27 protein-coding genes are annotated in these 24,219 nt (G+C 51.8%); 11 read left to right on the forward strand and 16 right to left on the reverse strand.

Features of this window, described 5'->3' with window-relative positions; genetic code table 11:
- The first annotated feature begins 133 nt into the window (after positions 1-133).
- Complete coding sequence (trpA, locus tag ACRPFF_RS04510; RefSeq protein WP_432673902.1) at positions 134-919, forward strand: tryptophan synthase subunit alpha; 786 nt, start codon at positions 134-136, stop codon at positions 917-919.
- A gap of 37 nt (positions 920-956) precedes the next feature.
- Positions 957-1,829 carry an acetyl-CoA carboxylase, carboxyltransferase subunit beta gene (gene accD / locus ACRPFF_RS04515; RefSeq protein WP_107859285.1) on the forward strand — a complete coding sequence of 291 codons (873 nt, stop codon included), beginning with the start codon at positions 957-959 and terminating at the stop codon, positions 1,827-1,829.
- A gap of 58 nt (positions 1,830-1,887) precedes the next feature.
- On the opposite strand, the gene ACRPFF_RS04520 is transcribed toward accD, so the two are convergent.
- Positions 1,888-2,499: a CNP1-like family protein gene (locus ACRPFF_RS04520; protein ID WP_432673904.1), complete on the reverse strand. Its 612-nt coding sequence runs from the start codon at positions 2,497-2,499 to the stop codon at positions 1,888-1,890.
- 107 nt (positions 2,500-2,606) lie between these two features.
- Here ACRPFF_RS04520 and ACRPFF_RS04525 point away from each other — a divergent pair, with 107 nt between their 5' ends.
- The 4 genes from ACRPFF_RS04525 to ACRPFF_RS04540 are packed head-to-tail and all read left to right on the forward strand — an operon-like array spanning position 2,607 to position 5,033.
- Positions 2,607-2,831 (forward strand): sulfurtransferase TusA family protein, encoded by a 225-nt coding sequence (locus ACRPFF_RS04525; protein WP_003675596.1) that lies wholly within the window; start codon positions 2,607-2,609, stop codon positions 2,829-2,831.
- Positions 2,832-3,437 carry an NMCC_0638 family (lipo)protein gene (locus ACRPFF_RS04530; protein ID WP_432673905.1) on the forward strand — a complete coding sequence of 202 codons (606 nt, stop codon included), beginning with the start codon at positions 2,832-2,834 and terminating at the stop codon, positions 3,435-3,437. It abuts the gene before it with no gap.
- Positions 3,438-3,497: 60 nt separating this feature from the next.
- Positions 3,498-4,532, forward strand: a complete 1,035-nt coding sequence (gene pyrC / locus ACRPFF_RS04535; protein ID WP_432673907.1) for a dihydroorotase — start codon at positions 3,498-3,500, stop codon at positions 4,530-4,532.
- Between the two features lie 18 nt (positions 4,533-4,550).
- Positions 4,551-5,033: a hypothetical protein gene (locus ACRPFF_RS04540; RefSeq protein ID WP_003714722.1), complete on the forward strand. Its 483-nt coding sequence runs from the start codon at positions 4,551-4,553 to the stop codon at positions 5,031-5,033.
- Between the two features lie 170 nt (positions 5,034-5,203).
- On the opposite strand, the gene nusB is transcribed toward ACRPFF_RS04540, so the two are convergent.
- From nusB to ACRPFF_RS04555, 3 genes are all read right to left on the reverse strand, one after another.
- Complete coding sequence (nusB, locus tag ACRPFF_RS04545; RefSeq protein WP_432673908.1) at positions 5,204-5,629, reverse strand: transcription antitermination factor NusB; 426 nt, start codon at positions 5,627-5,629, stop codon at positions 5,204-5,206.
- Positions 5,630-5,706: 77 nt separating this feature from the next.
- A complete protein-coding gene (gene ribH, locus ACRPFF_RS04550; RefSeq protein WP_432673910.1) occupies positions 5,707-6,183 on the reverse strand; it encodes a 6,7-dimethyl-8-ribityllumazine synthase in 477 nt (158 codons plus the stop codon).
- A 46-nt stretch (positions 6,184-6,229) separates the two neighbouring features.
- On the reverse strand, positions 6,230-6,553 hold the full coding sequence (locus tag ACRPFF_RS04555) for a DUF2185 domain-containing protein (protein WP_002238889.1): 324 nt from the start codon (positions 6,551-6,553) through the stop codon (positions 6,230-6,232).
- Positions 6,554-6,719: 166 nt separating this feature from the next.
- Between ACRPFF_RS04555 and rnc the strand changes: the two genes are divergently transcribed.
- The 5 genes from rnc to ACRPFF_RS04580 all read left to right on the forward strand — a co-directional run bounded on the left by rnc (position 6,720) and on the right by ACRPFF_RS04580 (position 13,911).
- A complete protein-coding gene (gene rnc / locus ACRPFF_RS04560; protein ID WP_002236811.1) occupies positions 6,720-7,439 on the forward strand; it encodes a ribonuclease III in 720 nt (239 codons plus the stop codon).
- A gap of 46 nt (positions 7,440-7,485) precedes the next feature.
- Positions 7,486-8,409 carry a GTPase Era gene (era, locus tag ACRPFF_RS04565; RefSeq protein WP_029609263.1) on the forward strand — a complete coding sequence of 308 codons (924 nt, stop codon included), beginning with the start codon at positions 7,486-7,488 and terminating at the stop codon, positions 8,407-8,409.
- A gap of 311 nt (positions 8,410-8,720) precedes the next feature.
- Positions 8,721-10,931, forward strand: coding sequence for a transferrin-binding protein-like solute binding protein (locus ACRPFF_RS04570; RefSeq protein WP_432673912.1), 2,211 nt, complete (start codon positions 8,721-8,723; stop codon positions 10,929-10,931).
- Positions 10,928-13,765: a lactoferrin/transferrin family TonB-dependent receptor gene (locus ACRPFF_RS04575; RefSeq protein WP_432673914.1), complete on the forward strand. Its 2,838-nt coding sequence runs from the start codon at positions 10,928-10,930 to the stop codon at positions 13,763-13,765. The genes ACRPFF_RS04570 and ACRPFF_RS04575 overlap by 4 nt, the downstream gene beginning before the upstream one ends.
- A gap of 5 nt (positions 13,766-13,770) precedes the next feature.
- Positions 13,771-13,911, forward strand: a complete 141-nt coding sequence (locus ACRPFF_RS04580) for a hypothetical protein (protein WP_162817098.1) — start codon at positions 13,771-13,773, stop codon at positions 13,909-13,911.
- A 1,382-nt stretch (positions 13,912-15,293) separates the two neighbouring features.
- Here the strand turns inward: ACRPFF_RS04580 and ACRPFF_RS04585 are convergent.
- From ACRPFF_RS04585 to ACRPFF_RS04640, 12 genes are all read right to left on the reverse strand, one after another.
- Positions 15,294-15,920: a phosphoribosylanthranilate isomerase gene (locus ACRPFF_RS04585; RefSeq protein ID WP_432673915.1), complete on the reverse strand. Its 627-nt coding sequence runs from the start codon at positions 15,918-15,920 to the stop codon at positions 15,294-15,296.
- A gap of 58 nt (positions 15,921-15,978) precedes the next feature.
- A complete protein-coding gene (greB, locus tag ACRPFF_RS04590; protein ID WP_432673916.1) occupies positions 15,979-16,470 on the reverse strand; it encodes a transcription elongation factor GreB in 492 nt (163 codons plus the stop codon).
- A 99-nt stretch (positions 16,471-16,569) separates the two neighbouring features.
- Positions 16,570-18,114 carry an amidophosphoribosyltransferase gene (purF, locus tag ACRPFF_RS04595; RefSeq protein ID WP_432673918.1) on the reverse strand — a complete coding sequence of 515 codons (1,545 nt, stop codon included), beginning with the start codon at positions 18,112-18,114 and terminating at the stop codon, positions 16,570-16,572.
- Between the two features lie 39 nt (positions 18,115-18,153).
- Complete coding sequence (locus ACRPFF_RS04600; RefSeq protein ID WP_411712458.1) at positions 18,154-18,573, reverse strand: hypothetical protein; 420 nt, start codon at positions 18,571-18,573, stop codon at positions 18,154-18,156.
- The gene (locus ACRPFF_RS04605) at positions 18,551-19,048 is read right to left on the reverse strand and encodes a CvpA family protein (RefSeq protein ID WP_432673919.1); all 498 of its coding nucleotides are present in this window, start codon (positions 19,046-19,048) and stop codon (positions 18,551-18,553) included. The genes ACRPFF_RS04600 and ACRPFF_RS04605 overlap by 23 nt, the downstream gene beginning before the upstream one ends.
- Positions 19,041-20,108 carry a cell division protein FtsN gene (gene ftsN / locus ACRPFF_RS04610; protein WP_432673920.1) on the reverse strand — a complete coding sequence of 356 codons (1,068 nt, stop codon included), beginning with the start codon at positions 20,106-20,108 and terminating at the stop codon, positions 19,041-19,043. The genes ACRPFF_RS04605 and ftsN overlap by 8 nt, the downstream gene beginning before the upstream one ends.
- A gap of 12 nt (positions 20,109-20,120) precedes the next feature.
- Complete coding sequence (folC, locus tag ACRPFF_RS04615) at positions 20,121-21,395, reverse strand: bifunctional tetrahydrofolate synthase/dihydrofolate synthase (RefSeq protein WP_432673922.1); 1,275 nt, start codon at positions 21,393-21,395, stop codon at positions 20,121-20,123.
- A 30-nt stretch (positions 21,396-21,425) separates the two neighbouring features.
- Positions 21,426-21,866, reverse strand: a complete 441-nt coding sequence (locus tag ACRPFF_RS04620) for a protein YgfX (protein WP_432673923.1) — start codon at positions 21,864-21,866, stop codon at positions 21,426-21,428.
- 4 nt (positions 21,867-21,870) lie between these two features.
- Positions 21,871-22,230 carry a hypothetical protein gene (locus tag ACRPFF_RS04625; RefSeq protein WP_432673925.1) on the reverse strand — a complete coding sequence of 120 codons (360 nt, stop codon included), beginning with the start codon at positions 22,228-22,230 and terminating at the stop codon, positions 21,871-21,873.
- Positions 22,231-22,302: 72 nt separating this feature from the next.
- Complete coding sequence (locus tag ACRPFF_RS04630) at positions 22,303-23,031, reverse strand: amino acid ABC transporter ATP-binding protein (RefSeq protein WP_432673926.1); 729 nt, start codon at positions 23,029-23,031, stop codon at positions 22,303-22,305.
- Positions 23,032-23,072: 41 nt separating this feature from the next.
- Positions 23,073-23,528 carry a hypothetical protein gene (locus tag ACRPFF_RS04635; RefSeq protein WP_003753238.1) on the reverse strand — a complete coding sequence of 152 codons (456 nt, stop codon included), beginning with the start codon at positions 23,526-23,528 and terminating at the stop codon, positions 23,073-23,075.
- A 110-nt stretch (positions 23,529-23,638) separates the two neighbouring features.
- Positions 23,639-24,208, reverse strand: coding sequence for a GTP pyrophosphokinase (locus tag ACRPFF_RS04640; protein ID WP_432673928.1), 570 nt, complete (start codon positions 24,206-24,208; stop codon positions 23,639-23,641).
- Between the last annotated feature and the right edge of the window lie 11 nt (positions 24,209-24,219).

Here is a 24,219-nt window from a genome sequence, read left to right on the forward strand (position 1 = left end):
TCGTTCAAACGGCGGCTCTGATCTACGCGGTTTCTGATTGCCGTATTCGCCTATCCGTACCGCAAATGTTATACTGGGAAAAATTTACTGATTGTATTTTACGGCGTATTTGCCGATAGGATGGAAGAGACAAATGAGCAGAATCCGGCAGGCTTTTGCCGCTTTGGATGGCGGAAAGGCATTGATTCCCTATATTGCGGTGGGCGATCCCGATATTCGGACAACTTTGGCAATAATGCACAGTATGGTGGAAAATGGTGCGGATATTTTAGAGTTGGGTGTGCCTTTTTCCGACCCGATGGCGGACGGTCCGACTATTCAGCGTGCGGCGGAACGGGCGTTGGTAAACGGTGTTTCTCTGCGTGAGGTCTTGGATGTTGTCAGAAAGTTTCGTGAGACCGATACTCAAACGCCGGTTGTTTTGATGGGGTATTTGAATCCTATACATAAGATGGGTTATCGGGAGTTTGCACAAGAGGCCGCAAAGGCGGGTGTGGACGGGGTGTTGACAGTGGATTCCCCCATTGAAACCATTGATTCTTTATATCGCGAGCTGAAAGGCAACGGGGTTGACTGTATTTTCCTGATTGCACCTACAACGACTGAAGGGCGCATTAAGACCATTGCACAATTTGCAGGTGGTTTCGTCTATTATGTATCGCTCAAAGGGGTCACGGGTGCGGCAAGTTTGGATACGGATGAAGTTTCGAGTAGAATAGAGTATTTGCGTCAGTATATAGATATTCCCATCGGTGTCGGTTTCGGTATCAGCAATGCGGAAAGTGCACGCAAAATCGGTCGGGTTGCCGACGCAGTTATTGTTGGCAGCCGGATTGTGAAAGAAATCGAAAACAATACAGGCAACGAGGCTGCCGCCGTCGGTGCTTTGGTCAAAGAGTTGAAGGATGCCGTGCGCTGACGGCGGTTCCTTATCCTGAATATTTTAGGAGTTGTCCATGAGCTGGTTAGATAAAATCCTGCCACCCAAAATCAAGAATCGCGGAAAAGACGGTTCTTCCAATGTTCCCGAGGGTCTATGGCACAAATGCCCGTCTTGTTCGGCAACCGTTTATTCTACCGAGTTGCAGCAGAACAATCAGGTTTGTCCGAAATGCAACCACCACAATCCGTTGTCGGCACGACAACGCCTGAATCTGCTTTTGGATGAGGATGGCAGAGAGGAGGTTGCCGGAAATGTCAAACCGACCGATCCTTTGAAGTTTAAAGACAGCAAAAAATATCCGGATCGTTTGAGTGCGGCACGCAAGCTGACCGGGGAAGATGATGCTTTGGTGGTGATGAAAGGCAAGATGAACGGCCTGCCCGTTGTGGTTGCTGCGTTTGAATTCCGCTTTATCGGCGGTTCGATGGGTTCGGTTGTGGGCGAACGATTCGTACAAGGTATCCGTCGGGCGGTTGCCGACAATTGTCCGTTCGTCTGTGTGGCGGCTTCCGGCGGTGCGCGTATGCAGGAGGGTGTGAACTCATTGATGCAGATGACGAAAACCAGTGCCGCGCTGCACTTGTTGACGGAAAAACGCCTGCCGTTTATATCAGTATTGACCGATCCGACCATGGGCGGCGTATCCGCCAGCTTTGCTTTCCTCGGCGATGTCGTATTGGCCGAACCCAATGCCCTAATCGGTTTTGCGGGACCGCGCGTTATTGAACAGACTGTACGGGAAACCTTGCCGGAAGGCTTCCAGCGTGCTGAGTTTTTACTGGAAAAAGGCGCAATCGACCAGATTGTCGACCGGCGTGAGATGAAGCAGCGAATCAGCAGTTTGATTACGTTGTTGCTCCGTCAGGACAAAGTTGCCGCCGCATGATGCCTGATAATGCGAATGCCGTCTGAAAATTGTTTCAGACGGCATTTTTATATCCGGTTTATTTGGAGAGTTGTTTCATCGATGGCGCATAATGTCCGGCACGTTCTTTCAAACGTTGTATCAGGCCGTGCGTGTCGGTCGGTATGCCGTCTTCGCAGAATGCCGCATACAGCACGGCGCGTAATGCGTCGTTGCGGCTTAATGCCCCGCCTATCGGTTTCCATTCGGCGTTTCGGGGCTGTATCCAACGGCGGTTGACCGTGTCGCCGTAGCCGAACACTTTGTAGGAGGAAAGTTTGTCGTTGCCGAAACGGATGGATGAGCGGGCGCAGAATATGCCTTCGGCAGTCAGGTTGTCGTAGCCTTTGTCGGAGCGGATATTGAGAATGTAGCGGATGCTGCCGTCGGGTGCGGGCATAATTTGCAGGCTGTCGAGCAGGATTTTCGGCTGTTTGCCGTAATTTTCATCCACATAAATGTCGAACCAGCCGTCCGAGTGCGTATCGGGCAGCGGCGGCAGTTCGGCGGTATGTTCTTTAAATTCGCGGGCGGCGGCTTCTTCGGGCGTTTCGCGGTAGCGGGTGTTGATCGGCGTGTCTTTTTGGCTGAAGCTGGTGGCAAGGGACGTGCCGGCAGTCAGGGCCAAAATCAGAAGGATGGCGCGGCGCATAGATTTCTCCAAGTTGAAAACGGCTTTATTTTATGGGTTGGTAGGGAGGGCTGCAAGCAAGTGGGGTATAATTCGGCTTTATTTAAACTTTTAACCGGTATCGGAACATGAACAGCGAAACTTTGGACGTTATCGGGCTGAAATGCCCTTTGCCTATTTTGCGTGCCAAAAAGGCTTTGGCGCAAATGCAGCAGGGCGACGTGTTGACCGTTCTGGCAACCGACGGCGGCGCGCCGGGGGACTTTGAGGCGTTCTGCCGCCAAACCGGTCATGTGCTGCTGGATGCTTCGGAGCAGGACGGCGTATTCAGGCTGGTCGTCCAACACAAATAAATGCCGTCTGAAATGCAGATAATCCGCCCGATTGTGTTGTTTGTAACTTTTATTTTTGCTGCATGCAGTGCCAAAAATCAACCTTCCGACGAGGATCGACAAAGCTTTGCGCGCATTGCCGTTGATTTGTTCCGGAATGCCTGCGTCCTGACTCAAGGCAGTTTTGAATCGGTTTCCAAGTTTGCCGCTGTCGGACATTTTGTCCCTGTCGGAAAGGAAGACCTGTCCCGTCTGCCGCCCGCTGTTGCAGAGCCCGATGTACAGGTGTTGTGGACGCTTGAACGCGATGGCGGCATTTATTATTTGAGCCTGACGCGCGACAGTTGCAGTGTGAAAGCCGAGTGGGCAGACAGTGCCGTGCTTTTGGAACATTTTGACGGACTTGTCCGACAGCCGCCGAAAAATGCCAATATAGAATTGAGGGCGGAACAGTCGGTGCAGGCATCATTTGAAATCCGCCAAGTCAGCTATGCCTGGCGGGAAGCGGGCAGCTCCGAAGAAACCGTATTGACCGCACAAACCGCCGATTCCCCGGATTTACCTGTACAGGCAGTTTTGAACCTGACGCACCGTTCCCATAATGGGAAATCCCTAATTCTCCCCTAACTTCAGACGGCATAAAGTCGGCATGCCGTTTGGAAACCAAAAATCTAAAAAGGAACAACCATGCAAATCCTGACCATCATCCGCCCCGACGATATGCACCTGCACCTGCGCGACGGCGACGCGCTCAAAGCCGTTGCACCCTATACCGCCCGCCAGATGGGGCGCGCCGTCATCATGCCCAACCTCAAACCGCCCGTCGTCAGCGTAGCCGACGCGCTTGCCTACAAAGCGCGCATCATGGCGGCGTTGCCCGAAGGCAGCGCGTTTGAGCCGTTGATGACGCTTTATTTGACTGATAACGCCACGCCCGAACTTGTACGCGAAGCCAAAGCCGCCGGCATCGTCGCCTTCAAACTCTACCCCGCAGGCGCGACGACCAATTCCGATTCCGGCGTAACCGACCTGTTCAAACTCATCCCCGTTTTGGAAGAAATGGCGAAACAGGACATCCTGTTCCTCGTTCACGGCGAAGTAACCGACCCCGAAATCGACATTTTCGACCGCGAAGCCGCCTTTATCGAGCGCGTGATGAAACCCGTTTTGGCGCGAGTGCCGAATCTTAAAGTCGTGTTCGAACACATCACCACCGCCGAAGCCGCCCGCCTTGTTTTGGAAGCGGGCGACAACGTTGCCGCCTCCGTGACCCCGCAACATCTCCTGCTCAACCGCAACGATCTCTTGGTCGGCGGCGTGCGCCCCCATCATTTCTGCCTGCCCGTACTCAAACGCGAAACCCACCGTCAGGCATTGGTCGCCGCCGTTACCAGCGATAAGGCGCACAAATTCTTCCTCGGCACCGACTCCGCACCGCATGCCAAATCCGCTAAAGAAAACGCCTGCGGTTGCGCCGGTATGTTCAGCGCGATGACCGCCATCGAGCTTTACGCCGAAGTATTTGAAAAAGCAGGCGCGTTGGACAAACTCGAAGCCTTTGCCTCGAAAAACGGCGCAAGGTTCTACGGCATTCCCGAAAATACCGACACAATCACCCTCGTCAAACAAAGCCAAACCGTCCCCGCAAGTGTTCCCTACGGCGATGGCGAACTTGTCCCGATGCGCGCGGGCGGCGAAATCGGCTGGACGGTGCAGTTTTGAAAAAATTGGAGATATAAAATGAGCTATTTAAATTTAGATGATGATATGTATTTGGTTTATGATTTTAAGCAAGATATGACAAACAGAAGAACGAAGGAATATATTGAAAATACAAGATTACTGTCATTGAATGACGAAAGTATCTTTGGCATCAAAAAAGACAAAGGATTGTTTGCGTCGGATGAATGGTGGGCTAATATTGATTCCGGACAGATTATCACCAGAAGCGTTTCCGGAGTAATATCGTCAATATATGAGGCAGGAATGGAAAGAAGAAACATACCGAATAGTTTTAGTTTTATAGATGGTAAAGGCATCGTAAGGAATGAAAGTATGTATATGATGAATAAATCCGACAGACATTTATTTTGTGAAGGGAAAAAAATTGCTATTTTTTACGCGTATGACGAATTAAAAATATCAAAACAAAAAAAAGGAGACGTAATTGATTTGGAAAACAACTATGTTGAGCAAGTCATTGAAATGGCAATTTCAAAATAATCAGATGCCGCCGGCGCCCAAGCCTACCAACTGGCCGATGGCGTCGGCAAAGTGGCCGATGCGGTCAAAAACCAAACAGGCCAACATTGATTGAACGGTCAAGCAAAATGCCGTCTGAAAGGTTTTTCAGACGGCATTTGTGTATTTTCCGATTCGGATTTTCCGGAGTATCAACGGCGTTTGGGCTCGTCNGGGCGGAGTTGAGCGGCGAGTTTGTCGAGGATACCGTTGACGAATTTGTGCCCGTCCGTGCCGCCGAAGGTTTTGGTAACTTCGATGGCTTCGTTGATGATGACGGGGTAGGGTGTTTCGGGCATGGCGGACAGCTCGTGGCAGGCGGTCAGCAGGACGGCGCGTTCGATGGGGTTGAGGTCTTTTTCGTCCCTGTCGAGCAGCGGGCGGATTTTTTGGATGTAGTCCGCTGCGTTGGTTTGCGTGCCGAAGAAAAGTTTGTTGAACAATTCTTCGTCTGCCTTGGCAAAGTCGGGCATTTCGCGGATGTTTTTAGCAATCTCGGGCGCGGCGGTGCGGTTGATAAGGGATTGGTAAACGGCTTGTACGGCAAGCTCGCGGGAACGGCGGCGGGCTGTTTTCATGATGTTTCCTTGAAACGGTTGGGCGGCACGGTATGCCGTCTGAAACGGAAAGGGCGTATTGGTGTACGCCCTGTTTGTTATTCTTCGTCTTCAAACTGTTCTTCGAGCAGAAGGTTGACGAGGTTGGCGCATTCTACGGCGACTTTGGCGGCATCCGAGGCTTTTTCTCCAATCCGTTCAATTGCCTGCGCGTCGTTTTCGGTGGTCAGGACGGCGTTGGCAATCGGGATGTTGTAGTCGAGTGCGACGCGGCCGATCCCTGCGCCGGATTCGTTGGAAACCAGCTCGAAATGGTAGGTTTCGCCACGGATGACGACGCCGATGGCAATCAGTGCGTCAAACTTTTCGGAAGAGGCAAGGTTCATCAGCGCGATGGGGATTTCAAGCGCGCCGGGTACGGTGGCGACGGTAATGTTTTCGTCTGCCACGCCCAATTCTTGGAGGGTGCGGCAGCAGACTTTGAGCATTTCGCTGCCGATTTCGTTGGTGAAACGTGCCTGTACGATGCCGATGCGGAGGTGTTTGCCGTCGAGGTTGGGGGCGATGGTATTCATTGGGTGTCCTTTGGTATTCGGGGTTTCGGAATGCCGTCTGAAGGTTTCAGTCTTGCGGCTGCCAGTCGGCAACGGTTTGGAATGTGCCGTCTTCTGCCAATTCCCACGCGCTGCCTTCAGGTTGGGAGAGCAGTGCGGCGGTTTCAGGGTTGGTTTTGGTGATATCGGCGAGGCTGACGATGCTGAAGTTGTCCGGGTCGTCGGTGTATTCGTCGGTCTCGTCGCCGCTGAAGAAACGCCAGCCGCTGTCGTTTTCAAAAACGGGGGCTTCGCGGTAGAGGAAGCCGACGGGCCGGTTTTGTTTGGCGACGGTGTTGGTGGCGATACAGCGGTCGAGTGCCGAGGAAAGTGCTTGTGCAAATGCGTTCATTACGGGAATACGTTGGGGGAAAACTTACGGATTTTACCACGATTCGTGCGTTGTCGGCAGACGGCGGCGGTTTGGTGGTACAATGTGCGCCGTTTGCAGCCTTAAGGTGTTTCTGTATTTTTGGAGTATGGAAACGCATTCGGGCTGTTTTTTGCGGAAGACGGTAATGAAAGACGATGTTTTGAAACAGCAGGCACACGCGGCGATACAGAAGAAACTGGGCTACGCGTTCCGCGATATTTCGCTTTTGCGGCAGGCTTTGACGCACAGGAGCCATCATGCGAAGCACAACGAGCGGTTCGAGTTTGTCGGCGATTCGATTTTGAATTATACGGTGGCGCGGATGCTGTTTGACGCGTTTCCGAAGTTGACCGAGGGCGAGTTGTCGCGGTTGAGGGCGAGTCTGGTCAATGAGGGCGTGCTGGCGGAAATGGCGGCGGAAATGAATGTCGGCGACGGTCTGTATTTGGGGGCGGGCGAGTTGAAGAGCGGCGGCTTCAGACGGCCTTCGATACTGGCGGACGCGATGGAGGCGATGTTTGCCGCCGTCAGCTTCGATGCCGATTTCAACACGGCGGAAAAGGTGGTGCGCCATTTGTTTGCAGAACGCGTCCGGCGAGTCGATTTCCAAAATCAGGCAAAAGACGGCAAAACTGCTTTGCAGGAGGCGTTGCAGGCGCGCCGTTTCGCCTTGCCGAAATACCGTATCGAAGAGCAAATCGGCCATGCCAACGACAGTATGTTTGTCATTTCCTGCGATTTGGGCGAACTGGGTTTCGTGTGCCGTGCCAAAGGGACGAGCCGCAAGGCGGCGGAGCAGGAAGCGGCGAAAGAGGCTTTGAAATGGCTGGAAGAGAAGCTGCCGCTGAAGAAGAAAAAGAAATGAGGCGGCGCGTGAATATGCCGTCTGAAATATGGATACGAAAGCAAATATGGATATTGAAACCTTCCTTGCAGGGGAACGTGCCGCCGACGGATACCGTTGCGGCTTCGTAGCGATTGTCGGCCGTCCGAATGTCGGCAAATCAACGCTGATGAATCATCTGATCGGTCAGAAAATCAGTATTACCAGCAAAAAGGCGCAGACGACGCGCAACCGCGTAACGGGGATTTATACCGACGATACCGCGCAGTTTGTGTTTGTCGATACGCCAGGCTTTCAAACTGACCACCGCAACGCGCTCAACGACCGTTTGAACCAAAATGTTACCGAGGCGCTCGGCGGCGTGGATGTGGTGGTTTTCGTCGTGGAAGCGATGCGTTTTACCGATGCCGACCGCGTCGTGTTGAAACAACTGCCCAAGCACACGCCTGTGGTTTTGGTGGTCAACAAAATCGATAAGGACAAGGCGAAAGACCGTTACGCGCTGGAGGCGTTTGTTGCCCAAGTGCGCGCCGAATTTGAATTTGCGGCGGCGGAGGCAGTCAGTGCGAAACACGGATTGCGGATTGCCAATTTGTTGGAGCTGATTAAGCCGTATCTGCCCGAAAGCGTGCCGATGTATCCCGAAGACATGGTTACGGACAAATCGGCGCGTTTTTTAGCGATGGAAATCGTGCGTGAAAAATTGTTCCGCTATTTGGGCGAGGAGCTGCCTTATGCGATGAACGTCGAAGTGGAGCAGTTTGAAGAGGAAGACGGTTTGAACCGCATCTATATCGCCGTTTTGGTCGATAAGGAAAGCCAAAAGGCGATTTTAATCGGCAAAGGCGGGGAGCGTTTGAAGAAAATTTCCACCGAAGCACGGTTAGATATGGAGAAACTGTTTGATACCAAAGTATTTTTGAAGGTATGGGTTAAAGTCAAATCCGGTTGGGCGGACGACATCCGCTTCCTGCGCGAGCTGGGTTTGTAAACCCTTAAAGGACAATCTGATTCGCCGGCGGTTTCAAACCCTGTCGGAGCTGGGCAAAAATGCCGTCTGAACTTGGTTTCAGACGGCATTTTTTAATAAAAAAAGGCTGTGTTTTAGTAATCTGTTGATTTCAATTCTTTGCAAGGGAAAAGACAATTATTTTCCGGTTAGGAATAAACCTATCCTATTGAATACCTTAAAGCCAAGTACGCCTATCAACACTATATTAAAACACAGTCTAAAAAATAATTTATATTATATCCATATATAAGTATAATGACACTTATTATCAACTCATAAGTGAAGTAGAGATGCGTAAACTGAATTATTTCAGCATTGCCTTGCTGCCGTTGATGCTGGCAGCCTGTGGCGGCAATTTCGGCGTACAGCCTGTTGCCAAACCAACGCCGACCGCGCAAACCCCGTCAGATTCCAAACCGTCCAAACCTGAGGACGTTCCCACTCCGCCCCCTGCCAAACCTTCTATAGAAATCACGCCGGTCAACCAGCCCGCCGTCGGTGCGGCAATGCGGCTGTTGAGACGGAATATTGCAACTTCTGATAAGGATGGCAATGATTTTCCAAATAGCAAACAAGCAGAAGAAAAGCTGTCGTTTAAAGAGGAAGATATCCTGTTTTTATACGGTTCCAAAAAAGATCAACGTCAGCAGCTTGAAGATAAAATTCATCAACGAAATCCTACGGCAGGCATTACCACATCGGAAAAGGAAAATAAAAAATATGGTTATAAATTTGTGGATGTCGGTTATGTATATACTAAAAACGGAACAGATGAAATTGAGTGGACTTCAAATCGCAAGCAGTTTACCTACCGGTTTGGTCATGACGGTTTTGTATATTATTCCGGAGAACATCCTTCCCAATCTTTACCGAGCGCGGGAACGGTGCAATATTCCGGTAACTGGCAATATATGACCGATGCCATACGTCATCGCACAGGAAAAGCAGGAGATCCTAGCGAAGATTTGGGTTATCTCACTTATTATGGTCAAAATGTCGGAGCGACTTCTTATGCTGCGACTGCCGATGACCGAGAAAGGCATCCTGCCGAATATACGGTTGATTTCGATAAGAAAACTTTGACAGGTCAATTAATTAAAAATCAGTATGTGCAAAATAAGAATAATCCAGATGAACCTAAAAAACCGCTGACCATTTACAACATCACTGCCGATTTAAACGGCAACCGCTTTACCGGCAGTGCCAGTGTCAATCCTGATTTAGCGAAAAGCCATGCCAAGAAGGAGCATTTGTTTTTCCATACCAATGCCGATCAGCGGCTTGAGGGCGGTTTTTTCGGCGATAACGGAGAAGAGCTTGCCGGACGGTTTATCAGCAACGACAACAGCGTATTCGGCGTATTCGCAGGCAAAAAAACAAACGCATCAGGCACAAATCCTGCTATGCCGTCTGAAAAACACACCAAAATCTTGGATTCTCTAAAAATTTCCGTTGACGAGGCAAGTGATAAAAATGCCCGCCAGTTTGCCATTTCCTCTATGCCCGATCTTGGTCATCCCGACAAACTTCTTGTCGAAGGGCGTGAAATTCCTTTGGTAAACCAAGAACAAACCATCAATCTTGCCGACGGCAGGAAAATGACCGTCAGTGCTTGTTGCGACTTTTTGACCTATGTGAAACTCGGACGGATAAAAACCGACCGCCCGGCAAGTAAACCAAAGGCGGAAGATAAAAGGGAGGAGGAAGAGGATACAGGCGTTGGTAACGGCGAAGAAGGCACGGAAGATGAAGCCGCAGAAGGCAGCGAAGGAGGCGAAGACGAAATCGGCGATGAAGGAGGAAGTGCGGAAGACGAAGCCGCAGAAAACGAAGGCAGCGAAGAAGACGAAGGTGAAGAAGCTGAAGACCCCGAAGAAGAATCGCCGGAAGAAGGCGGCGGTGGCGGTTCAGACGGCATCCTGCCCGCTCCGGAAGCCCCTAAAGGCAGGGACATCGACCTTTTCCTGAAAGGTATCCGCACGGCAGAAGCCGACATTCCAAAAACCGGAACGGCGCATTATACGGGCACTTGGGAAGCGCGTATCAGCAAACCCATTCAATGGGACAATCATGCGGATAAAGCGGCAAAAGCAGAATTTACCGTTGATTTCGGCGGGAAATCGATTTCCGGAACGCTGACGGAGAAAAACGGCGTACAACCTGCTTTCCATATTGAAAACGGCAAGATTGAGGGCAATGGTTTCCATGCGACAGCGCGCACTCGGGATAACGGCATCAATCTTTCGGGAAATGATTCGACCAACCCCAAAACCTTCCAAGCTAATGATCTTCGTGTAGAAGGAGGCTTTTACGGCCCGCAGGCGGAGGAATTGGGCGGTACTATTTTCAATAATGATGGGAAATCTCTTGATATAACTGAAGATACTGAAAATGAAGCTGAAGCTGAAGCTGATGTTGGCGAACAGTTAAAACCTGAAGTTAAACCCCAATTCGGCGTGGTATTCGGCGCGAAGAAAGATAATAAAGAGGTGGAAAAATGAAGAAGAAACACGGTTTTCCGCTGACTCTGACTGCCTTGGCCATTGCAACCGCTTTTCCGGCTTATGCCGCCCAAGCGGGGGGGGCGACACCTGATGCCGCGCAGACCCAATCCCTGAAAGAGGTTACCGTCCGTGCCGCCAAAGTGGAACGGCGATCGAAAGAGGCGACCGGTTTGGGCAAAATCGTCAAAACGTCGGAAACGTTGAACAAAGAACAGGTACTCGGTATCCGCGACCTGACGCGCTACGATCCGGGCGTGGCGGTTGTCGAACAGGGCAACGGCGCGAGCGGCGGCTACTCGATACGCGGCGTGGATAAAAACCGTGTGGCGGTTTCGGTTGACGGCGTTGCCCAAATACAGGCGTTTACCGTGCAGGGATCGTTGAGCGGATACGGCGGACGCGGCGGCAGCGGTGCAATCAACGAAATCGAATATGAAAACATCAGCACGGTGGAAATCGACAAAGGTGCCGGTTCGTCCGATCACGGCAGCGGCGCACTCGGCGGCGCGGTCGCTTTCCGCACCAAAGAAGCGGCAGACCTGATTTCAGACGGCAAAAGCTGGGGGATACAGGCAAAAACCGCCTACGGCAGTAAAAACCGCCAATTTATGAAGTCGCTCGGCGCGGGGTTCAGCAAAGACGGTTGGGAAGGGCTGNTAATCCGAACCGAACGCCAAGGGCGGGAAACGCGCCCGCACGGCGATATTGCGGACGGGGTGGAATACGGCATAGACCGTTTGGACGCGTTCCGCCAGACATACGATATTCAGAAGCAGAATAAAAAGGCGGAATATTTCCTGGCGGAGGGCGAGCGTGAACCCAAGCCCGTGGCAAAATTGGCGGGCAACGGAAACTATTTGAAAAACCAGCTCAACCGCTGGGTAAAAGAACGTATTGAAAAAAATCAGCCTTTAAGTGCTGAAGAAGAAGCGATGGTGCGGGAGGCGCAGGCGCGCCACGAAAACCTGTCCGCCCAAGCTTACACGGGCGGCGGCAGGATATTGCCCGATCCGATGGATTACCGCAGCGGTTCGTGGCTTGCCAAGCTGGGCTACCGCTTCGGCGGCAGGCATTATGTCGGCGGCGTGTTTGAGGATACCAAACAGCGTTACGATATCCGCGATATGACGGAAAAACAGTATTACGGTACGAACGAGGCGAAAAAGTTTAGCGACAAGAGCGGGGTGTACGACGGCAACGATTTCCGCGACGGCTTGTATTTTAGGCCGAATATAGAAGAGTGGAAGGTCGATACAAATTTGGTCAAGGGCATAGGTTTGAAATATTCCCGCACCAAATTTATTGACGAACATCACCGCCGCCGCCGTATGGGTTTGCTGTACCGTTATGAAAACGAAGCGTATTCTGACAACTGGGCGGACAAGACGGTGTTGTCGTTTGACAAACAGGGCGTGGCAACCGACAACAACACGCTGAAGCTGAATTGCGCCGTGTATCCTGCCGTGGACAAATCTTGCCGCGCGTCGGCGGACAAACCGTATTCCTACGACAGCAGCGACCGTTTCCACTACCGCGAACAGCACAATGTTTTGAATGCCTCGTTTGAGAAATCGCTGAAAAACAAATGGACGAAACATCATCTGACTTTGGGCTTCGGTTACGATGCTTCCAAAGCAGTTTCCCGCCCCGAACAGCTTTCCCACAATGCGGCAAGGATTTCGGAACACACGGGGGAGTACACCGACGACGGCAAAGATAAGTACCGTTTGGGTAAGCCCGAAGTCGTCGAAGGGTCGGTCTGCGGCTATATCGAAACCCTGCGTTCCCGCAAATGCGTGCCAAGAAAAATCAACGGCAGCAATATCCACATTTCTTTGAACGACCGTTTTTCAATCGGCAAATATTTTGATTTCAGCTTGGGCGGCAGGTATGACCGGCAAAACTTCACCACGTCGGAAGAACTCGTCCGCAGCGGGCGGTATGTTGACCGTTCGTGGAACAGCGGTATCGTGTTCAAACCGAACCGGCATTTTTCTTTGTCTTACCGCGCCTCCAGCGGCTTCAGAACGCCCTCATTCCAAGAACTTTTCGGGATAGATATTTATCACGATTATCCGAAAGGCTGGCAGCGTCCCGCCCTGAAATCGGAAAAGGCAGCCAACCGAGAAATCGGTTTGCAGTGGAAGGGTGATTTCGGCTTTTTGGAAATCAGCAGCTTCCGCAACCGCTATACCGATATGATTGCCGTTGCCGATCAAAAAACCAAATTGCCGGATTCAACAGGACGATTGACAGAGATTGATATACGCGATTATTACAATGCCCAAAATATGTCGCTCCAAGGCATTAATATATTGGGAAAAATCGACTGGAACGGTGTGTACGGCAAACTGCCCGAAGGTTTGTACACGACTTTGGCGTACAACCGTATCAAACCGAAATCGGTATCCAACCGGCCGGACTTGTCTCTCCGCAGCTATGCTTTGGATGCGGTACAGCCGTCGCGTTATGTTTTGGGGTTCGGATACGACCAGCCCGAGGGGAAATGGGGCGCAAACATTATGCTGACCTATTCCAAAGGGAAAAACCCTGACGAGCTTGCTTATCTGGCAGGCGATCAAAAACGATATTCGGCAGGAAGGGTTACGTCTTCTTGGAAAACGGCAGATGTTTCCGCCTATCTGAATCTGAAAAAACGGCTGACCTTGAGGGCGGCTATCTACAATATCGGCAACTACCGCTACGTTACTTGGGAATCCTTGCGTCAGACTGCGGAAAGCACGGCAAACCGACGCAGCGAAGACAGCAACTATGGAAGGTATGCCGCACCGGGCAGGAACTTCAGCCTCGCGCTTGAAATGAAGTTTTAAAGGAAATGCCGTCTGAAAGCTTGATCTGCACCCCAAAAGTCGGACTAAACCGCCAACTGATTAAGGTGCAGGTTTTTTTGATTCAATATAAACAAGATTTCCGCCGTCATTCCCGCGCAGGCGGGAATCTAGACATTCAATGCTAAGGCAATTTATCGGGAATGACTGAAACTCAAAAAACTGGATTCCCACTTTCGTGGGAATGACGGGATGCAGGTTTCCGTATGGATGGATTCGTCATTCCCGCGCAGGCGGGAATCTAGACATTCAATGTTAAGGCAATTTATCGGAAATGACTGAAACTCAAAAAACTGGATTCCCACTTTCGTGGGAATGATGAAGTGGAAGTTCCCCGAAACTTAAAACAAGCGAAACCGAACGAACCAGATTCCCGCCTGCGCGGGAATGACGAATTTCAGGTTGCTGTTTTTGGTTTTTTGTTTTTGTGAAAATAACAGGATTTTAGCTTGTGGGTATTTACCGGAAAAAACAGAAACCGCTCCGCCGTCATTCCCGCGCAGGCGGGAATCTAGACATTCAATGCTAAGGCAATTTATCGGGAATGACTGAAACTCAAAAAACTGGATTCCCACTTTCGCGGGAATGACGAATTTCAGGTTGCTGTTTTGGTTTTCTGTTTTTGTGAAAATAACAGGATTTTAGCTTGTGGGTATTTACCGGAAAAAACAGAAACCGCTCCGCCGTCATTCCCGCGTAGGCGGGAATCTAGACATTCAATGCTAAGGCAATTTATCGGGAATGACTGAAACTCAAAAAACTGGATTCCCACTTTCGTGGGAATGACGTGGTACAGGTTTCCGTACGGATGGATTCGTCATTCCCGCGCAGGCGGGAATCTAGACATTCAATGCTAAGGCAATTTATCGGAAATGACTGAAACTCAAAAAACTGGATTCCCACTTTCGTGGGAATGACGAATTTCAGGTTGCTGTTTTTGGTTTTTTGTTTTTGTGAAAATAACAGGATTTTAGCTTGTGGGTATTTACCGGAAAAAACAGAAACCGCTCCGCCGTCATTCCCGCGAAGGCGGGAATCCAGAGTTGTCGGTGCGGAAACTTATCGGATAAAACGGTTTCTTGAGATTTTACGTCCTGGATTCCCACTTTCGTGGGAATGACGCGATTAGAGTTTCAAAATTTATTCTAAATAGCTGAAGCTCAATGAACCGGGTTCCCGCCTGCGCGGGAATGACGAAGTGGAAGTTACTCGAAACTTAAAACAAGCGAAACCGAACGAGCCGGATTCCCGCTTGCGCGGGAATGACGGGATTAGGTTTTCAAAATTCATCAGAAATTACTGATTTAATAACATAAATTTTTTAGATTATAGTGGATTAACAAAAATCAGGACAAGGCGACGAAGCCGCAGACAGTACAAATAGTACGGAACCGATTCACTTGGTGCTTCAGCACCTTAGAGAATCGTTCTCTTTGAGCTAAGGCGAGGCAACGCCGTACTGGTTTTTGTTAATCCACTATAAGTCATTCCGGCGGCAATTTTTGTTGCTTTAACGGGATAGGCGGTTGGCGGTTGCGATAAAGGCGGCAACTTTGGCGGGGTCTTTTTTGCCTTTAGACGCTTCTACGCCGCCGGATACGTCGACAGATTCAGCTCCGGTGATGCGGACGGCTTCGTCGACGTTTTCAGGGGTCAGCCCACCGGCAAGCACCCACGGTTTGCCCGAATATTCCGCCAACAGCGTCCAGTCGAAGCGGTGTCCGGTGCCGCCGTATTCCGAAGGGTGATAGGCATCGAACAGCAGTGCCTGAGCGTTGGGAAAGCAGTGGGCGGCGTTTTGGATGTCTGATGCCGTCTGAACACGAATGGCTTTAATATAGGGGCGGTCGAACTGCCGGCAGAATGCATCGTCTTCGTCGCCGTGGAATTGGATTAAGTGTATCGGCACTTCGGCAAGGATGCGGCGGATGTTTTGCGCGCTTTCGTTGACGAAAAGGGCGACAACGCTGACAAACGGCGGCAGTGCGGCGGTGATTTTTTTGGCGCGGGCAATATCGACGGCCCGGCTGCTGCCTTGGAAAAAGACCAGCCCGACGGCATCCGCACCTGCCGCTGCGGCGGTCGCTGCGTCTTCCGGTGTGGTGATGCCGCAGATTTTGGTGCGGATTTTCCTCATTCGGTATTCCTTTATTTGGGAAACGGCGCGTTTGTGCCGTTTCAGACGGCATTCCCGATCAGTCGATTTTAATGTATTCGACAGAAAGGATTTCAATTTCCTCACGGCCTTCCGGCGTGTTTAAAACCACTTCGTCGCCTTCGCGCGCTTTAATCAGGCAACGAGCCAGCGGCGAAATCCAAGAAATTTTGTTTTGCGCGGTATCGATTTCATCGATGCCGACGATTTTGACGGTTTGCTCGCGCCCGTCGCCGTGCAACAGCCCGACCGTCGCGCCGAAAAACACTTGGTCGGTCGCTTCGCGCAATTCGGGATCAACGACGACGGCAGCCTCCAAACGTTTGGTCAGGAAACGGATGCGGCGGTCGATTTCGCGCATACGGCGTTTGCCGTAAAGATAGTCGCCGTTTTCGCTGCGGTCGCCGTTGCCTGCCGCCCAGTTAACGATTTGGACGATTTCGGGGCGTTCTTTGTTGACCAGCCGGTAAAGTTCGTCTTTCAATGCCTGCCATCCGGCGGGCGTGATGTAGTTTTTGGTTTCGGTACTCATATTGCGTGCGGATGAAATGGGAAATGTGATGCCGATATGGGAAATGCCGTCTGAAAACCCAACGTTCGGATTTCAGACGGCATCGCGGTTTGGGAAGCCTTATTCTTCGTCGCCCGCATCGCTGATGCTGATGCTGTGTTCCATCCTGCTCGGGTGGATTTTCAGGCCGCCGCAGCCGGATTTCTCGGCGGACAGGCGGTCGAGGTAGGCATCATCGATGTCGCCGGTCTGATAAATGCCGTTGAAACAGGACGAATCGAAGGATTCGATTTTCGGGTTGAGTGCTTTGACGACGGCTTCCAAATCGCTCAAATTTTGGAAAACGATGCCGTCCGCGCCGATTTCGGCGGCGATTTCCGCCGCGCTGCGCCCATTGGCAATCAACTCTTCGCGCGTGGGCATATCGATGCCGTACACATTGGGATAGCGCACTTCGGGCGCGGCGGAGGCGATATAGACTTTGCGCGCGCCAGCCGCGCGTACCATTTCGACGATTTCACGGCTGGTCGTACCGCGCACGATGGAGTCGTCCACCAGCAACACGCTTTTGCCTGCAAATTCGGTTTCCATCGGGCTGAGTTTTTGGCGCACGGATTTTTTACGCGTCGCCTGGCCGGGCATAATAAAGGTGCGGCCGATATAGCGGTTTTTAATCAAACCCTCGCGGTAGGGTTTGTTGAGGTGGACGGCAAGCTCCATTGCACTGGGGCGGCTGGTATCGGGAATGGGCATCACGACGTCGATGCCGTCCACGGGCAGCTCGCGTTTGATTTTTTCCGCCAAGGACACGCCCATATCCAAGCGCGACTGGTAAACCGATACGCCGTCAATCACAGAGTCGGGGCGGGCAAAATAAACATATTCAAAAAGGCAGGGGCTGAGTTTGGCCTTATCGCTGCATTGTCGGGCGATGATTGTGCCGTCAAAGCCGACAAATACCGCTTCGCCCGGCCGGATATCGCGTTCCAAATCGTAGGCAAGCGCGTTGAAGGCAACGGATTCGGAGGCGACGGCATAGGATTTCCTGCCTTCGCTGTCGGTTTGCGAACCCAATACCAGCGGGCGGATGCCGTAAGGGTCGCGGAAGGCAAGCATACCGTAGCCCGCAATCATGGCAACCACGCCGTATGCGCCGCGCACCAGGCGGTGGACTTCGGCAACGGCGTTGAAAATATTGTCGGCATTGAGCCGGTGAGGGTCGGCGTTTTTAGAGACTTCGCGGCGCAATTCGTGCGCGAATACGTTGAGCAAAACTTCGGAATNGGAGCTGGTGTTGACGTGGCGCAGGTGTTTGTTGCACACGTTTTCATACAGTTCGGCCGTGTTGGTGAGGTTGCCGTTATGCGCCAAAACGATGCCGAAAGGCGAGCTGACGTAGAAAGGCTGCGCCTCCGCGCTGCTGCCGGCGTTGCCCGCAGTAGGATAACGGACGTGGGCGATGCCGGCGTTGCCGACCAAATCGCGCATATTGCGTGTGCGGAAGACTTCGCGCACCATCCCTTTGCCTTTGTGCATATGGAAGGTACCGCCTTCGGCCGTTACAATGCCCGCCGCATCCTGTCCCCTGTGCTGCAACATCTGCAAGCCGTCGTACAGAAGCTGGTTCACGGGTTCATGACTGACCAAACCTAATACGCCGCACATATCGTCTTCTCCGATTCGAGGTTTAAGGGTAAAACGGAATTATAAAGCAAACGGCGGTTTTTTGCCTGAATTGTTGACAATGCCCGATGAGGGGCGGGCAGGCGCGGTATGGCGGATAAAGCCGGGCCGGTTATGAGGGGCGGCGTGTGCGGCAGGGGAAATATTTCTCGCAAAAATGCCGTCTGAAGGCTTCAGACGGCATTTTTTACTCGGTTTCCGCCGCCGCGCGGGGCTTGAAGCGGAGACTTCCGCCGCCGTGTGAGCATCGCCCAAACCGCCTGCCGCCGTCGGCACTACCCCTATCAGGGCGGGCGGTACGCGGCGCACCGTGGGCATATTTTGGGTGGTTGCGTTTTTGATGTTTAAAACCCCGTTTTTGGCGATGTCCTCTGAAATTAGAATCGGCTTGATGCCGTCTGAAACGCCAGCAGGGCAATCAATCGTCTTCCAAAGCCCCATCCCTGTCGTCCGCATGGTTTAACACGGCTTCGGAAAGCGATACGAAAAACGGCAGTGTGTAAGATTGCCGCCATTCTTCGGTATCGGGCAGGTCGGTTTTTGAAGCAAGCATGATCAGCAGGGTAACAATCAAAACGCCTTTCAATGCACCGAATACGCCGCCCAAAATGCGGTTGGCAAAGCCCAAACCGACCGCCGAAACTGCGCCGGTCAGCAGCGAGCGGAGTATTTTCTGGATCAGACAGGCAATGACGAATAGGGAAATGAACGACAGAGCCAATGCAAACAGGCGAGGTTGGAACGATGCAAAGGCGATGTCGGCGAAGGGTGCGGCAAAGAGTTTGGCGAAAAAAAAGGAAACCACCCATGCCGCCATTGAGCCTGCCTCCGCAATCACGCCGCGCATCGTGGAAATGACGATGCAGGCGGCGATGATGGCGAAGATGAGGATGTCAGCAACGGGGAGGTTATTCATTCGTTACCTGACCGGCGATGCCGTGTACGCGCAATTTGTTCAAATCGCGCTCGGCATCCCTTGCGTTTTTATAGTTGCTTGATTTGACGCGGTAAACTTTGCCGTTGTCGGTCATGATTTCAGTAATGGTCGAATCGATACCCGCCGCCTTCATTTTGCGCTGGAGGCTCAAGGCGCGTTCTTTTTCGGCATAACCTGCCTGAATGGCGGCTTTTTTGCCGGATTTTTCGGATTTTTCTTTTTCGGCGGTTTTGGTCTTGTCCGCTTTGTCGCTTTTTTGTGCCGTTTCGTGTTTTTTGCCGTCCGAATGGTCTTTTTCGGCTGTTTTTTTGCCTTCAGCCTTGTCGGCTTTTTTCGCTTCTTTTACCGCGCTGTCGGATTTTGCCGTATCCGGTTTGGTTTTTTCGGCGGCAGTTTTCGGTTTGTCGGCAACTTTTTCGGCGGTTTTGGTTTCTTTGGCTTTGGGCTTGGCTTCGGCAGTGCGTTCCGCTTTTTGCGGTTTGGGTTCGGCAGTGCGTTTCGGTTTTTCAACCGCTACCGTATCCGTACTGTCGGCAGTTGCCGACACTTTTTCGGCAGCGCGTTGTTTTGCCTGCTTCGGTTCGGTTTTGGCGGTTTCTGCCTGTTGCAGTTTCTCGGCAGCTTCTTCCTGTTTCGGTTTTGCGGATGACTCCAAGCCTTTGATATTGCTGTCGTCGAGTCGGTCGTTGATGATGACCAATGGTGCGCCTACGTCTTCAGGTTCGCTGATTCCGTTGTCGGCGGCAGGTGCTTGTTCTTCACCGGCCAGGTCTTGAGGTTTGTCGGCGGCGGGTTCAACACCTTCTGAGGCGGATTTTAAGGTCGGGGTTTGTACCGTGCTTGCCGCTTGGTTTTCCATGCTGCCTGTTTCGTCAGTCGGTGCGGCAGGGGGATTTTCGGCAGGATCGGAACTGAGGGTGGCCGCCAGCAGCAGGCAGGAGGCGGCAACCAGGCAGCTTGCCGTTACGAGGCGGCGGCGGTTGCGCCGTTTGAGTTGTTCGTAACCGCTCAGGACTTCGTTTTGTTTGTTTTCGGACATGGAAGATTCCTTTTAAAGTACCGACATGACATCGGCAACGGTATGAAATGAGCCGAATACGACGATTCTGTCGTTTTCGCCCGCTTTTGAGGCTGCCGCCCGATATGCGTCGCGGACGGTGGCAAATGTCTGTATGTTTTCGATGCTGTGTTCGTGCAGTTTGTTTTGCAGGCCCTCGAGCGTCATGCCGCGCGGCACGTCCAAAGGCGCGATATACCATTCGTCAAACTGGTCTTTAACGATTTCCAACACGCCGTCTATGTCTTTGTCGGACAACATGCTGAACACGGCGGTGCGTTTCTGCGCAAACGCCAAATTAATCAGGCTGCGGCGCAGGGCGCGGGCGGCGTGGGGATTGTGTCCGACGTCCAAAACGGTCAGCGGCCGGCCGGGCAGGACTTGGAAGCGTCCGGGATTTTCAACCAGCAACAAACCGCGCTTGATGGCGCCAATGTCCGCCGGCAGTTTGTCGTTCAAGCATTCCAATACGGTCAACGCGCAGGCGGCGTTGGAAAGCTGGTATGCGCCGCGCAATGCGGGGAAAGGCAGGGCATTACGGTTGCGTGCGGGGTCGTCTGAATGCTGCGGATGGAAGCGGTAGTTCCATTGGATGTTTTCCAATGAGGAGAAATCGAAATCGCGCTGCACCATCAGCAGTTTCGCGCCTATGGCTTCGGCGTGTGCGACCAACGATTCGGGCGCGGGGTTTTGACCGCAGATGGCGGGTTTGCCGCTGCGGAACACGCCTGCTTTTTCAAAGCCGACCTGCTCGACCGTATCGCCCAAAAACGCCTGATGGTCCAAATCTACACTAGTAACCACCGCGCAATCGCCGTCAAATGCGTTGACCGCGTCCAAACGTCCGCCCAAGCCGACTTCCAATATCATTACATCGACTTGTTCGCGCATGAAGATGTCGACGGCCGCCAAGGCATTGAATTCAAAATAAGTCAGTGATATTTCACCGCGCGCGGTTTCAATGCGTTCGAAGGAAGCGGTGATTGTATCGTCCGAAACGGGTTCGGCGTTGACGGCGATGCGTTCGTTGTAACGCAATAAATGCGGGCTGGTCAGCGTACCGACTTTGAAGCCTGCCTGTTTGTAAATCTGTGTCAGGTAGGCGCAGACCGAACCTTTGCCGTTAGTTCCCGCGACGACGACGACGGGGCATTGCGGCTCGAGCTTCATCCGTTTTTTCACTTCGCCTACGCGTTTCAAGCCCATATCGATCAAGCCGCCGCTGTGGGCGGTTTCCAAATGCGAGAGCCAGTCTTGTAGTGTTTTCATGAGTGTTTCGTTTTCAAATGCCGTCTGAAATCAGTCTGATGCATCGGTTTCGGCGGTTTTTTTCGGCTGCCGCCAAAGCACCCAGACTTTCAGCCGCCGGTAGGATTCTTTGTCCGTCATGTCGGGCATGATGCATTGGCTGACGGTTGTGCCGCCTGTGTCCCATTGTAAGAATAAGGCATAAGGCGTAACCATACTGCCGCCCGCAAGTGTTGCCGCTGTTTTGTCTTTGCCGGATACGATTTCCGCTTGTCCGTCGCGGTCGATAATGACGGAGGTTACGGCATGGCGGTGTTTCAGGTTCGTTATCCTGAGCGAGTATGCGTAACTTGCCACCAAAGCCGCCAAACCGAACCACATCATCCAGCCGTAAAACCAAGTCAGGCAGACGGCAATGGAAGCCGAGTGGAGTGATACGGTCAGGATGTTCAGGATGCGGGACGGCTTTAATGCCGTCTGAAAGGCGCGCACAGCCTTACATCATGTTGTCGAACACGGGCGTGATGTTCAAATCCGCTTCTTCCATATCCAAAACCATATCGTGGATTTCGATGTCGAAAAATTCCCAAAACGTCTTCAGGCTCATGTCTTGCGGCCATTTGTCTTTATCGATGTCCCAACCTGCCAGCTCCGCTTCAAAAATCTGGCGGTAGCGTTCGTCGAAGTAGGAAACGACGGCTTCCGGTTCGTCGAACTGCGGAACGAGGAAGACGGAACAGTTGGCACGAAGCTGCTCTATGGTTAGGTCGGGCATATTTTCGTCGGTGCTTTTGAGCCATTCCAAAAAGTGCGCGGTCGGCTTGAGGACGACGGCGGTGCGGTCAACAAAATACATGGTTTTCTTTCTCAATCATCTTACGGTGTCGGGCTATGCCGTCTGAACGTTCGGTTTTCAGACGGCATAGCATCAATGGGTCATGACCTGTTGCAGGAACTGCTTGGCGCGTTCGTGTTTTGGGTTGGTAAAAAACGCTTCGGGCGTTTCGTCTTCGAGGATTTGCCCTTTATCGACAAAAAGCACCCGGTCGGCAACTTCGCGGGCAAAACCCATTTCGTGGGTTACGCACATCATGGTCATGCCGCTTTCTGCCAAGTCTTTCATGACTTTTAATACCTCGCCGACCATTTCGGGGTCGAGTGCGGAGGTCGGTTCGTCAAACAGCATCACGCGCGGTTCCATCGCCAACCCGCGCGCAATCGCCACGCGTTGCTGCTGGCCGCCGGAAAGTTGGGAAGGGAAGGCGTCTTTTTTGTGTGCCAGTCCGACGCGTTCCAAAAGTTCCATCGCTTTTTTCTCTGCCTGTTCCGCATTTTGACCTTTAACCTTCATCGGTGCGAGGGCGATGTTTTCCAATACGGTCAGGTGGGGGTAGAGGTTGAAGCCTTGGAATACGAAGCCGACTTCTTCGCGGATTTTGTTCAAATCTGTTTTGGGGTCGGCAACGTTGACACCGTCCACCCAAATCTCGCCGCTTTCGATGCTTTCAAGCTGGTTGACGGTGCGGATGAGTGTGGATTTGCCGCTGCCCGAAGGCCCGCAGACGACGACCACTTCGCCTTTTTTGATTTCCAAGTTCACGCCGTTGATGACGTGCAGGTCTTTGAAATGTTTGTGTACGTTTTTGAATTTAATCATAGTGTCCATTCTTTTCAGGCAGTCTGAATCCGTCTGACTGATTAAGGGTAAAACTTATTCAAATCGGCAACCAATTTGGTTAACTCTTCCTGATTCGGCTTATTCATGCTCCGGTAAACTTTGACGTAGCCTTTGTCGTTTTTCATATTCACGACATAGATGATGAAACGTATGCCGTTGAGTCCTTTTTCCGCATCGCAGGTGTAGTACGTCACACCCCCGCTTTCCGCTTTTTCCAGTACGCAGTCGTTTTTGCGGTAGCCTTGCTCCTTCGCTATCCAATCCCGCTCAAATGAAGCCCTGTACGCGTCCGGCACGCGGACTTGGTCGACCAATAAATCATGATCGGGATTTTGGGAATAACCGTAATGGAAAATGGCATTTGAACCGTTCAATTGTGCCTCTAGCATTTGATAACGCCGGTTTTGGAAAAACGCATCGTTCGGGTTCATGCAGGCAGTTAAAAGAAAAGTCAGGAGTGCGGCTGTGTATTTCATGGTTTGTTCACTCGGGCGGTTAAAGGAAAAGTCAGGGGTACGGTTGTGTATTTTATGGTTTATTTTCTTATAAACAGTTATAAACGGTTTCAATGCGGCTTGCCGGTAATTCAACGCACGAAATTCCGTTTGCACATCATATGGTTTTCAATATTGGCTTTGGCATCTTTTTCATCCCAAACCTGCAATTCCCACGGATAGTAGAAATTGCTGCTGTTTTTGAAATAAATGTGTATGCCGATATAGTCGCCCGCATCGCGCAAATACCAGTTTTTCAAACCGTGTTCTGTTTTCCAGTCGTCAAGTTTTTTCAAAATCCCGGCGACTGTTTCAGACGGCCAAATCAGCCGCGCGCCGAAAATATCGTTCAGGATGTTGTTGACCGGATATTGGTTGCCGCGCGCCAGATAGCGGCTGATTTTATCATGTATGCTTTCTGCGGTTTTCACGCGGTAGAAAAAGTCTATGCCGCGCGTGTCGGCAAAGGCTAAATAATCGTTAACCGCTTCGTGCAAATTAAGGCGGTAAGACAAAATATGTTCGGTCGGAACGTTTTTGAGCGTGTGGCTCAAATTGATTTTCCGCACTTTGCCGGTTTCAAAATAATCCTGCGAATATTGTGCATGCAGGCGGTTGATTTCGCGGATTAAACGTTCGGTTTTTTGCAGGTTGCCTTCCATTTCCGCTACCT

Source organism: Neisseria sp. SLRRB23 (genome assembly GCF_050896295.1).
In the GTDB taxonomy this organism is placed as follows: domain Bacteria; phylum Pseudomonadota; class Gammaproteobacteria; order Burkholderiales; family Neisseriaceae; genus Neisseria.

What these genes read in the sequence shown, in the direction of transcription:
- ACRPFF_RS04525 (WP_003675596.1), top strand. Translation starts at nt 2,607, where the DNA reads ATGAACAGCGAAACTTTGGACGTTATCGGGCTGAAATGCCCTTTGCCT.
- ACRPFF_RS04555 (WP_002238889.1), bottom strand. Translation starts at nt 6,553, where the DNA reads ATGAACGCATTTGCACAAGCACTTTCCTCGGCACTCGACCGCTGTATC.
- ACRPFF_RS04530 (WP_432673905.1), top strand. Translation starts at nt 2,832, where the DNA reads ATGCCGTCTGAAATGCAGATAATCCGCCCGATTGTGTTGTTTGTAACT.
- accD (WP_107859285.1), top strand. Translation starts at nt 957, where the DNA reads ATGAGCTGGTTAGATAAAATCCTGCCACCCAAAATCAAGAATCGCGGA.
- ACRPFF_RS04570 (WP_432673912.1), top strand. Translation starts at nt 8,721, where the DNA reads ATGCGTAAACTGAATTATTTCAGCATTGCCTTGCTGCCGTTGATGCTG.
- folC (WP_432673922.1), bottom strand. Translation starts at nt 21,395, where the DNA reads ATGAAAACACTACAAGACTGGCTCTCGCATTTGGAAACCGCCCACAGC.
- rnc (WP_002236811.1), top strand. Translation starts at nt 6,720, where the DNA reads ATGAAAGACGATGTTTTGAAACAGCAGGCACACGCGGCGATACAGAAG.
- ACRPFF_RS04520 (WP_432673904.1), bottom strand. Translation starts at nt 2,499, where the DNA reads ATGCGCCGCGCCATCCTTCTGATTTTGGCCCTGACTGCCGGCACGTCC.
- era (WP_029609263.1), top strand. Translation starts at nt 7,486, where the DNA reads ATGGATATTGAAACCTTCCTTGCAGGGGAACGTGCCGCCGACGGATAC.
- ftsN (WP_432673920.1), bottom strand. Translation starts at nt 20,108, where the DNA reads ATGTCCGAAAACAAACAAAACGAAGTCCTGAGCGGTTACGAACAACTC.
- ACRPFF_RS04640 (WP_432673928.1), bottom strand. Translation starts at nt 24,208, where the DNA reads ATGGAAGGCAACCTGCAAAAAACCGAACGTTTAATCCGCGAAATCAAC.
- ACRPFF_RS04585 (WP_432673915.1), bottom strand. Translation starts at nt 15,920, where the DNA reads ATGAGGAAAATCCGCACCAAAATCTGCGGCATCACCACACCGGAAGAC.
- ACRPFF_RS04630 (WP_432673926.1), bottom strand. Translation starts at nt 23,031, where the DNA reads ATGATTAAATTCAAAAACGTACACAAACATTTCAAAGACCTGCACGTC.
- ACRPFF_RS04540 (WP_003714722.1), top strand. Translation starts at nt 4,551, where the DNA reads ATGAGCTATTTAAATTTAGATGATGATATGTATTTGGTTTATGATTTT.
- ribH (WP_432673910.1), bottom strand. Translation starts at nt 6,183, where the DNA reads ATGAATACCATCGCCCCCAACCTCGACGGCAAACACCTCCGCATCGGC.
- greB (WP_432673916.1), bottom strand. Translation starts at nt 16,470, where the DNA reads ATGAGTACCGAAACCAAAAACTACATCACGCCCGCCGGATGGCAGGCA.
- ACRPFF_RS04605 (WP_432673919.1), bottom strand. Translation starts at nt 19,048, where the DNA reads ATGAATAACCTCCCCGTTGCTGACATCCTCATCTTCGCCATCATCGCC.
- ACRPFF_RS04635 (WP_003753238.1), bottom strand. Translation starts at nt 23,528, where the DNA reads ATGAAATACACAGCCGCACTCCTGACTTTTCTTTTAACTGCCTGCATG.
- trpA (WP_432673902.1), top strand. Translation starts at nt 134, where the DNA reads ATGAGCAGAATCCGGCAGGCTTTTGCCGCTTTGGATGGCGGAAAGGCA.
- ACRPFF_RS04600 (WP_411712458.1), bottom strand. Translation starts at nt 18,573, where the DNA reads ATGGGGCTTTGGAAGACGATTGATTGCCCTGCTGGCGTTTCAGACGGC.
- pyrC (WP_432673907.1), top strand. Translation starts at nt 3,498, where the DNA reads ATGCAAATCCTGACCATCATCCGCCCCGACGATATGCACCTGCACCTG.
- ACRPFF_RS04625 (WP_432673925.1), bottom strand. Translation starts at nt 22,230, where the DNA reads ATGTATTTTGTTGACCGCACCGCCGTCGTCCTCAAGCCGACCGCGCAC.
- ACRPFF_RS04580 (WP_162817098.1), top strand. Translation starts at nt 13,771, where the DNA reads ATGCCGTCTGAAAGCTTGATCTGCACCCCAAAAGTCGGACTAAACCGC.